This window comes from Marinospirillum sp. (assembly GCF_014859565.1).
Genome location: NZ_JACUUA010000183.1, coordinates 1 through 6418, shown reverse-complemented (window position 1 = coordinate 6418; position 6418 = coordinate 1). Strand labels below are relative to the sequence as shown.

The window sequence follows — 6418 nt, the reverse complement described above, 5'->3', positions numbered from 1 at the left end:
CTGCCGCATGGTTTGCCAGGGATCAGATTGTGGCAATGTTGGCAGCAACACTTGCAGTTGTTGTTTTTCAGCTGGGGTCAGATGCAGGAAACGATCCAGCGATACCGCATCAATCCAGGGATTGCCGGGGGCAGCGTATTCCCAGTCCAATAATGTCCAGTCATTTTTATGCAGCAGCAGGTTGCCGCCATGCAGATCATGGTGGGTGAGGCAGAAAGTCGACACCGGCCAGTCTTGTGTGGTCGAGATCAGTGAGTCCAGCAGGGGTTGCAGGCTGGTGCTGGCACCGGCTTGTTGCCAGTAGTGGTGCAGCAGTGCCGGGTAATCCAGCGGTGATTCTTTTTCAAAAGGGTGTTGCCAGAGTTGTTGTACCAGTTGCAGTAATCCTTGGCGTTGGGTATCCGTGAGTGTCTGAACACAGGGATGTTGCCCTGCGGCCTGCTGCATTAACAATCCCAGTGGTGAATCTGTTGGCAGCAGGCGAGGTACCCAGGAATGGTGTTGCAGGCTGTGCAACAGGCGCGTTTCACGCAGGTGATTACTGCCCGGCGCAGCACCAAACTGTCGCCAGACCAACACCCCGGACGGTGTGCGCAGCAACCAGTGACTGTTGCCAAAGCCTTGAGCCAGAAATACCGGCGGCTCCTGCGGTTGCAGCACGGGTGGTAAAGATGGCAGTTGCAGCAGTGGTGCAGTGATTTTTGCGGTAGAATGCCCCTGTCTCATCGGGGTGCCCACGGTAATTTGCCGTGTGGCTGAGAAATTCTACCCGCTGAACCTGATCCGGTTAGCACCGGCGTAGGGAGTGGGATGGGCAAGGTCATTCTTATCATGAACAATCAAATCTCTGCTGTATTACAGCGCAGCTTGCTGTTGCTGGCGCTGTGTGTGTTTCCGGTTAGTTCACTGCTGGCTCAATCATCTGGCGCATCGCTGCCAACATTGAATGTGTACACCTATTCATCCTTCACCAGTGAGTGGGGGCCGGGGCCACAGTTGAAGGAGGTCTTTGAGTCGCACTGCAATTGTCGGGTGAATTATATCAGCAGTGACGATGGTGTCAGTCTGTTGAACCGGCTGCGTCTGGAGGGTGCCAATACCCGTGCCGATCTGGTGCTGGGGCTGGATGATGCGCTGATCGAAGAAGCACGTCATCTTAAGCTGGTGCAACCGCATGGCCTGTCGCTGGAAACACTGCAATTAAAATCGGCGCTGAACTGGCAGGATCAGGATTTTCTGCCGTTTGATTACGGTTATTTTGCCTTCATTTATGATGCCCAGCGTACCCCCGAACCGGTGGATTCACTGGCGGCACTGCTGGACAGTGATGCACGGGTGATTTATCAGGATCCACGCACCAGTACACCGGGGCAGGGGCTGCTGATCTGGATGAAAGCGGTGTATGGCAATCAGGCCACTCAGGCTTGGCAACAACTGCGCCCGCGCACCGTGACGGTGACCAAAGGCTGGTCGGAAGCTTATACCCTGTTTCTGGAAGGGGAGGCCGACTATGTGCTGAGTTACACCACCTCACCGGCTTATCACCTGCTGGTGGAAGAAGAAAGTCGTTATCAGGCTGCCCTGTTCAGTGAAGGCCACCCGATGCAAATCGAAGTGGCGGCCATCAGCCGTTACAGCCAACAGGCCGATCTGGCGCGGGATTTTCTGCAATTCCTGCTGAGTGAAGAAGCCCAGCAGATCATCCCGGTGACCAACTGGATGCTGCCGGTGCGCGAAAGTGTGGAGCTGCCGCAGGCTTTTGATCAGTTGATTCAACCGCAAGCCGTGGGTTTTACACCACAGCAGATCCGTGAGCAGCGCCAGGCCTGGATTCGAGAGTGGCGCTCTGCCGTCAGCCAGTGAAATCTGAACGCTGATCCCAAGACCAAGGAGTGATGACAAGTGCCTATATTTGATATTGATGGAGATAAACTGTCTGCTGTGGAGCAAAAGAACTTTGCTCTGGAAAAGGATTTGCAGACTCTGATCGAGAAGAACCTGGAAACCGTTTTTAACTGCCGGTTTGTTGCCAGTGAATTTTCAACCGGAGCGCAACATGCAGGACGAATTGATAGTCTCGCATTATCCGAGGAAGACAACCCTGTCATCATTGAATACAAAAAGGTCGAGTCATCAGAGCTGATCAATCAGAGCCTCTTTTACCTGCATTGGATTCAAGACCATAAAGGTGATTTTGAAATCGCAGTGCAGGGGCAGCTTGGCAAAGACACCAAAGTGGACTGGTCTGATGTGCGGGTGATATGTATCGCTCCCAACTACAAAAAATACGATCTTCATGCTGTTCAAGTGATGGGCGCGAACATTGAGCTATGGAAATATCGTTTGTTTTCCAATAACTCGATTTATCTTGAGGAAGTTTTTCACACCAGCAAATCAGTCGTTGCACCAGTCGTCAGGGCAACTGATAACGGTTACAAAAATCCAGTCATGGTTCAGGCAGGTAAAAAAGCAGCCTTAACTCGTGCGACAGCTACCTATACGTTTGAAGAAAGGCTTGATGGAAAAAGCGAAGATATCTGTGATTTATCAGGGATGATTCGTGAATTTATCCTTGGTCTTGATGAGTCCATAGAAGAAGTACCCAAGAAGTTTTATGTTGCTTATAAGATTTCCCAGAATATTGCCTGCATGGAAGTTAAAGGCAAAAACATCAAACTGTTCCTGAAATTAAAGCCTTCGGATATTCCATCTGGAACACCCAACTACCGAGACGTTACCTCCATTGGTCACTATGGTACTGGTGATGTGGAGTTCACTGTAGTCAACGAGGTGGAGTTCGAGCAGGTCAAGCAGTTCATCACGTTAGCCTATAACAAGGTTGGCGGTTGATTTGAGGTTGAACAATGTTCTTCTATGGTCGGTACTGCTGTTGCTGTTTGGCAGCAGTGGATTGGCGCTGCTGGCACTGACGGGCTGGCAGCAACCGGCAGATGTGCATCTGTGGCAAGATCCCTGGTTTTGGCAGGTGTTACGTTTTACTCTCTGGCAGGCGCTGTTGAGTGCATTAATCTCGGTGGTATTGGCCTTGCCGTTGGCACGAGTGCTGGCGCTGGATTTGCGCTTGCCGGGTAAGGCGGCTTTTCTGCGCTGGTGCCTGCTGTGTTTTGTGATGCCCAGCTTGATTCTGATCACCGGGCTAGTGGTGATGTTCGGTTATTCCGGCTGGCTGACGCCGCTGTTCACCGAATTATTTCATTCTGGCTGGTCACTTTATGGCCTGACCGGCATTCTGCTGGCGCATGTGTTTCTGAATCTGCCACTGGCTTTGCGAGTGCTGAGTGCTCAGTGGGGCAGTATTCCGACCTCCGCTTGGAAAATGGCGGCGCAGTTGCAACTGACTGGTTTCAGACGTTTCCTTTTACTGGAGTGGCCTGCTCTGCGTGGGGTGTTGCCTGCCTTGTTCGGTTTTATCTTTCTTTTGTGTTTTAACAGCTTTGCGGTGGTGCTGGCACTGGGTGGGGGTCCTGCAGCTTCCACATTGGAAGTAGCGATTTTTCAGGCACTAAAATACCATTTCAACCCTTCCGAAGCGCTGTTTCTGGCCTGGACTCAGCTACTGTTAGCCGGTGGCCTGTTCTGGTTGATCAGTCGTTGGGGCAAACTACAATGGCTGGCCGCACCCAGTGGTGAATCCGGTTGGCGACCCGTTTTGTCCGGTTTCAGCAACTGGATTGGGCGAGGATATTACCTGATGGTATTGCTGTTTCTGACCCTTCCGGTGCTAAGTCTTGTGCCTGCAATCATCAGTCGGGGTTGGGCGCGTTTGCCCTGGTCACAACTCTGGCTGGCCAGCAGCTGGTCACTGTTTTTTGCGTTGGCTGCCAGTCTGTTGGCGCTGTTGATGGCCTTGCTGTTGGCCTGGGTGGCCTGTGGCTCACGGCAGAAGACCTCCCTCCCGTCTTTTATACAACCACTGGCGACACTGGCCGCGCTGCATCATCTGGTGGTGCCGGGCATGGTGCTGAGTGTTGGGTTGTACATCTTTTTTATGGGTTACATCAACTGGCTGGACTGGGGCTGGCTGGCGGTGATCTGGTTGAATGCACTGGTAGCGCTGCCTTTTGCCTTCTCCCAGTTAAAACCAGCGGTGTTTGCTTATCGCAGCAGTTACCAGCGGCTGGCGTCCAGCTTGCAGCTTTCTCCCTGGTTGCACTGGCGGCGAGTGATTCTGCCCTGCCTGCAACCGGCCTTGTTGCGCGTGACAGGCTTGTGCCTGGTACTAACACTGGGGGACTTTGCCATCTTTGGTATTTTTGGACAGGCCGAACACCGCACCTTACCTTGGCTGATTCACGAACTGGCCGGAGCTTACCGCCTTGGTGAAGCTGCATTGGCCTCGCTGTGGTTATTGGCACTGGCGTTTACGGGGCTGTGGTTGCTGGATCGTGGGGTGGTGATTGCCAGTCTTCGCGGCAATGCCGAACACGCAGAATCAAAGGATGGTTTTGTGCATCCAGCTGATAAATGATCAAATCTTCTTCAGCTTTGTGAGTGAGTTGCCAGGTCATGACGGGTTTGCTTCCCTGCTTCCTGCACCAGTCGACGTGCAGTCTGCTTTAGTTCTTCCATGGAGCGGTTACCGATACCGCTGTTGCGTCCTTCATCTACAAGTGCCTGCATCCGAGCCAGTTTGTCGGCACGTTCCTGATCACGGCGGATCAGATCTCGCACATAGTCACTGGCGTTGCTGTAACGCCCGCTGTCCGCTTGCTGCTCGACCCAGGTTTTCATGGCATCGGGCAGTGATACATTCATGGTTGCCATAGTGCACCTCCTGGATGGATTTTGGCATGGATTGGCAAAGTTTGCCATACAGAAGGTCGCTGTGAGAGGGTCAAAAAAAGCCCGGCAGGTGCCGGGCGGAGTGGGGAAGATAAGAGCAAAGCAAAATACTGGATCAGTCGATCAGGTGTCCTGATCAGTGATGCTGATGGAGCGCTGGCCGTTGTTGATGACGCCAGTCTGACGGGGTAGCGTCAGGGTCAGCACGCCATTCTTCATGCTGGCACTGATCTTTTCGAGTTCAACATCGGCGGGGAGTTCCAACACTCGCTGAAACTGACCGTAATGGCGTTCGATGCGGTAAAAGTGTTGATCCTTTTCTTCCTTCTCCTGGCGCTTTTCACCGCGGATAAACAGGGTGCGATCCTGAAGATCCAGCTTGATGTCTTCACGGCTGAGACCCGGTGCTTCCAGGGTGATGCTGTAACCCTGTTCGGTGCTGGCCACATTCAGGCGGGGCACAAAAGCAGTGGGCTGACTACTGGTCAGGCTGCTGCCAGGGCGTGTAGGCAGGCCAAAGCCACGAAAGGCTTCATCAAAGAGTCGATCCATTTCCCGGTGCAGTTGCCAGAGACCACCGGCTGGCTGCTGGCTGGTTGAGGGTGAGGATTCACTGCGCCGGATCGGCAGGGTGGATGGCTGGTGATCGGATTCTTCATGCTTGAACCAGTTCCACGGATTGAGTTTTTTCAGATCCATAACAACCTCCAGAGGTTTCAGTCAGGGTCGTTGCGAAACATCAGAATCAGCTTGTATAGGCTTCTGATTATATAGGTTCGGTTTCTTCACTTTTCAAGGTCAGGCCAGTGCACTAAGCTGACGGTTTTTCGGCCTGCCGGATTGTTTTCAGACGGGAGTTTTACCTTTGTCAGATCGAAATACACCCCCCTTGCTCTACATCAAAAATCTGCAGCTGCAGGTAGGAGCACATACCTGGCATCACCATCTGCAGGTGTTGCCCGGTGAGCTGGTGGTGATCATGGGTGCCAGTGGCAGCGGCAAGACCTCACTGCTGGAGGCGCTGGCTGGTTTTTTGCCCATTCAGTCCGGCAGCATTCTGGTTGAGGGGCAGGCCGTGGAGCAGTTACCACCTGAGCAGCGCCCGATGTCGCTGTTGTTCCAGCAGCAGAACTTTTTTGAGCACCTGTCGGTGACCGAAAACCTCAAACTGGGCTTTCCGAAAGCCAAACCGAATGTCGCTCAATGGCAGGCAGTACAGGATGCCTGTCAGCTGTTGCAGGTGGATGGTCTGTTGCAACGCCTGCCTTCGGAATTATCCGGTGGACAAAAGCAGCGTCTGGCACTGATCCGCACTGTGCTGCGCCCGCAGCCGGTGGTGTTGCTGGATGAACCCTTCAGTGCGTTAGATGATGCCATGCGCCAGACTGCCGGGCAGTGGCTGAAAAAGACCCTGCAAAATACCGGGCAGGTCGCTCTGCTGGTCACTCATCGGCAGGAGGATGCCGATGTGCTGGCGGATCAGCTGTTGATGATCTGATTCTGGCGGTCGGGAGCAGGCGACAAGCCGCTTTTTACTGTATCATTAGCCCCATTTATTTTGCTTTATTCAGCCTTTTATCTATTCAAGAGTCCAATCCATGAGCCGTAAATTCAA

At 53.1% G+C, this 6418-nt stretch carries 7 protein-coding genes and 1 riboswitch; of the genes, 4 read left to right on the top strand and 3 right to left on the bottom strand.

Features of this window, described 5'->3' with window-relative positions; translation table 11 throughout:
- Positions 1-726 (bottom strand): phosphotransferase (locus IBX50_RS15840; protein ID WP_292257265.1); only part of this gene is annotated, 726 nt, incomplete at its 3' end.
- Positions 717-822: riboswitch (TPP riboswitch) on the top strand. It overlaps the preceding gene by 10 nt.
- A 9-nt stretch (positions 823-831) precedes the next feature.
- Here IBX50_RS15840 and thiB point away from each other — a divergent pair.
- Genes thiB through IBX50_RS15825 form a run of 3 tightly spaced genes read left to right on the top strand, consistent with a single transcriptional unit; the run spans position 832 to position 4489 of the window.
- Positions 832-1863, top strand: coding sequence for a thiamine ABC transporter substrate binding subunit (gene thiB, locus IBX50_RS15835; protein WP_292257264.1), 1032 nt, complete (start codon positions 832-834; stop codon positions 1861-1863).
- A gap of 39 nt (positions 1864-1902) precedes the next feature.
- Positions 1903-2850, top strand: a complete 948-nt coding sequence (locus IBX50_RS15830; RefSeq protein ID WP_292257263.1) for a DUF5655 domain-containing protein — start codon at positions 1903-1905, stop codon at positions 2848-2850.
- Positions 2851-2857: 7 nt separating this feature from the next.
- Positions 2858-4489 carry a thiamine/thiamine pyrophosphate ABC transporter permease ThiP gene (locus IBX50_RS15825; protein WP_292257262.1) on the top strand — a complete coding sequence of 544 codons (1632 nt, stop codon included), beginning with the start codon at positions 2858-2860 and terminating at the stop codon, positions 4487-4489.
- Positions 4490-4500: 11 nt separating this feature from the next.
- Here the strand turns inward: IBX50_RS15825 and IBX50_RS15820 are convergent, their stop codons facing one another.
- Both IBX50_RS15820 and IBX50_RS15815 read right to left on the bottom strand, forming a co-directional pair.
- A complete protein-coding gene (locus IBX50_RS15820; RefSeq protein WP_292257261.1) occupies positions 4501-4785 on the bottom strand; it encodes a type II toxin-antitoxin system ParD family antitoxin in 285 nt (94 codons plus the stop codon).
- Between the two features lie 141 nt (positions 4786-4926).
- Entirely contained in the window at positions 4927-5502 is a 576-nt protein-coding gene (locus tag IBX50_RS15815; protein ID WP_292257260.1) for an Hsp20/alpha crystallin family protein, read from the bottom strand.
- Between the two features lie 166 nt (positions 5503-5668).
- On the opposite strand from IBX50_RS15815, the gene IBX50_RS15810 reads away from it, so the two are divergent.
- Positions 5669-6301, top strand: a complete 633-nt coding sequence (locus IBX50_RS15810; RefSeq protein ID WP_292257259.1) for an ATP-binding cassette domain-containing protein — start codon at positions 5669-5671, stop codon at positions 6299-6301.
- The last annotated feature ends 117 nt before the right edge of the window (positions 6302-6418 follow it).